The 3,186-nt window shown below is 38.3% G+C and carries 3 protein-coding genes; all 3 read right to left on the bottom strand.

What is annotated here, in order from left to right:
• The coding region (locus AC1DG9_RS25475) for a DUF4998 domain-containing protein (RefSeq protein WP_477635505.1) at positions 1-280 on the bottom strand (280 nt) is incomplete at its 3' end.
• A 32-nt stretch (positions 281-312) separates the two neighbouring features.
• Positions 313-1,503, bottom strand: a complete 1,191-nt coding sequence (locus AC1DG9_RS25470) for a DUF4959 domain-containing protein (protein WP_337716710.1) — start codon at positions 1,501-1,503, stop codon at positions 313-315.
• Positions 1,504-1,522: 19 nt separating this feature from the next.
• A partial coding sequence (locus AC1DG9_RS25465; RefSeq protein WP_477635504.1) for a RagB/SusD family nutrient uptake outer membrane protein occupies positions 1,523-3,186 on the bottom strand: 1,664 nt, incomplete at its 5' end.

Here is a 3,186-nt window from a genome sequence, read left to right as displayed (position 1 = left end):
GGATAATGGTTTTAAGAATACCCAATTCAGCTGTAGGCAATGTAATTACAGAATCAGCTCTATCGTTCCAGTAAATTACATACTTAGCAATATTTGGATCCAGGCTTTGTTGAAATTGTACTTCAATTCTGTTTCTTCCGGAATGGAGTTCTATCCCACTCGGCTTTCCGGGGTAATATTTTTCTCCCTCTGCCAGGTATGGTTTGTAGGTATTATCCATTTTGGTGCAAGAGGTAATTATCCCGATGCACACTATAAGAAAATATATTTTATTTTTCATAATCATATTTTTGTTGAAACGGTTATTTAAGATTATTGAGGATCACCCCAGAACTTTAAGCATGAAATCTCCATTCCAAGACTCTGTGAATAATTTGATACCATTACAAATCTCCAATATCTGATAGGCTGCGCTGGCAATGGCAAGGTAAATTCAAATCCCTCCTGCTTGGCAGCATCATCTTCAGCATTTCTTTTGCCATATGGTAATCCTGAGGGTTTTTTCAATTCATAAAGACCTCCCAATTGCATCCAGGTAGCATCTAAGCTTCCATCCGGATTCGGATTGTTACTACCATATAATTTAAAGGTTTTTGGAGTACCATTCGCAAATTCTGCAATACCATTTACCCTAAACCACAACCTAAACCTGCTCATTTTAACAGTTCTACCTAAATCATATGTTATACGTGACGGGACTTTTGTATCAGGGAGGGTAATTCCATAAAGGGCCCAATCAGAAGCTCCATTATTAGATAACGGAACACTCAAAGACGAGCCGCAACATCCAGTCATATCTCCAGGTAAGTATAACCCGGATATTTTTGATCTGTCTAATTCAACTTCCCTCAAAGGAGATAATTTTGAGTATACTGTATCCGACACATTCCCCCATCTATCTCTCACATAGGCACCAAAAGTTCTCTCTTTTGTTGGAAGCCCCCTCACCGAAAAATTACCTTCAGGCTCTTTCATGTATTTTGTATCCAGATACTCAAAACCGTCAAGGGAGTCCACAATAACGACGACGCCCAACTCACTCTCACTAGGATTTAAATAGCTCACATTTACACCTCCGAAATCTGCAAATAGTTTTAATGAGGCACCTACAGTAAGGTAGTTTGGCGTAAGTGGATTAACGGTAACCTCAACAGGATCTGATTTTATTTCACTCCTGCTTATGGCATGTAATACTACCTTATAAGCACCGGCTTTAGCAAAACCACTTACCGTGATGGTATCAGAATAATACGAAGATTTTGCCTGTCTGCTAACTTTATCGTTTACCGAATAATCTGCTTGTACATACAGTATAGAGGGATCGGCATGAACATCATAAGTGATAATAGCCCCTCCTTCAACATTAGTTACTTTTATATTGGTTACAGGCGAAGGTTTTGTTTTGTCGCCAAACAAGGGAGCATGATCTAACACTTCATTCTTGCAGGAAAAAATAAATCCTGCAAGAAATAAGACCATTAAAAAAATATTAATCTTTTTCATAATCATTTGAAATTATATTTTACCATTTAGGGTTTTGAACAAGGTTAGGATTTACTGACAAGTCGTATTCCTTTATAGGAAATAGAAAGTCTCTATAGCTATAATTAGGAGTGAAAATGGTCTTAAGCCTATAAAAATTCTCTGTAGTAGTTTGAAATACGTCCCAACCTTTTATAGGTCTATTCATAATATCCAAATTTTTCCATCTTCTTACATTCCAATAGTTCTCGCCTTCAAACATCAATTCTATCATCGTTTCCTGATGAACAATTGACCTGAAGCCTTCTTTTGTACTTGGTTTTGAAGGATTTTTCGCATAAGTTGCCCAGGATTCAATGACACCTTTTAAGCCTGCTCTTAAGCGCACCAAATCTATATACTTATAAGCCTCAACTGAAGGACCTTCTGCCTCATTAAGTGCCTCTGCATATAAAAGATATAAACTAGCTAAGCGGATGGCAGGCCACACATAAGAAACAATGTTGTAATTACCACTGCTACCGCTATTCTTATAGTTAATCAATTTTTTTGGCCAATAACCCGTACAAGAAAATCGGCTATTAGTACCGGTAGAATTACTTTGTCCCCAAATGGTATTGATGTACAATAAATTGGTTTCATCGGTGCGCCCAAAACCAAATAACGAAGATCTGTCAAAAGCCAGGTCGGCATAAAAACGATATTCCCTATCCATATTAAAACTTGCAGTAATATAATTCGGATTCAGCAAACTGCTTTCAGATTGAGGAATTGTTTTCAATTTGGTAAACCTACCTGCATAATCCCAGTTCTTATCTTCATCGATAGGCACTCCATTTCGTGTATAGAACATTTCAGCTGCATTTATAGATGCTGCAAGAAGCGCACCTGAAGTCTGCTGCACATCATTTCGTGGAGTGCACATATTTTGAAGATTTCCTGTGCTCCCCTTAGAATTGGAAAACCCCCAGATTGTTTCATTGTTCCACTCTTCTGTTATTGTAGACCTTACGTTCATGCAATAGGTTGTGGCATCACTTATTGCCCCCATGTTAAAGGGCTTCTCAAAATAATGAATTGCATTCGAAGCCTCATGACAGGCATCAATTGCAGCTTTACACGCATCGGCGGCTTTTTTCCATTTTATATTGTCAACTGTAGGATTTAGCAAGGCTTGTCCATCTTTGTTTTTGAAATTTGCGTAGTCAGAATTTCCATTAAATAGTGGGCTCGCGGCCAATACCAGTGTTTGGGCTTTTATAGCTAAGGCAATAGGTTTTGTAACCCTTCCAAGCTCCTTCGCCTGATTAGAAATCTCAAGAGGCAGATCTGGAATCGCTTCATCCAAAGTTTGTACAACATAGTTCACAACAGAATCCACAGGTTCACGTTTTACCCTTACCTCTTCTACGGAGGCAGATATTGGCAGGTTTTTACGGATTACCGGAATAGGTCCGTACATCTTTAATAAACTGAAATGATAATAGGCTTTCAGAAACTTCACTTCTGCAATCCATTTGTTCCTTTCAGAAGTCTGTATATCAGGAACCTTAACAATGTTTTCCAGAAAAATATTACAATGACGTATCGCTATATAATAAGACCTGGCTCCATTTTCACCATCCCAGGTATTGCCAATTGGTAATACCCCATTCTGGCCTCCATAAGCCAGATCAATAATATTCTGATAGCCATCCATTGGCG

The organism is Pedobacter sp. 05L430 (assembly GCF_056397585.1).
The sequence above is the reverse complement of the archived record's forward strand: the minus strand, read 5'-3'. Positions and strand labels throughout refer to the sequence as shown.

What these genes read in the sequence shown, in the direction of transcription:
- AC1DG9_RS25470 (WP_337716710.1), bottom strand. Translation starts at nt 1,503, where the DNA reads ATGAAAAAGATTAATATTTTTTTAATGGTCTTATTTCTTGCAGGATTT.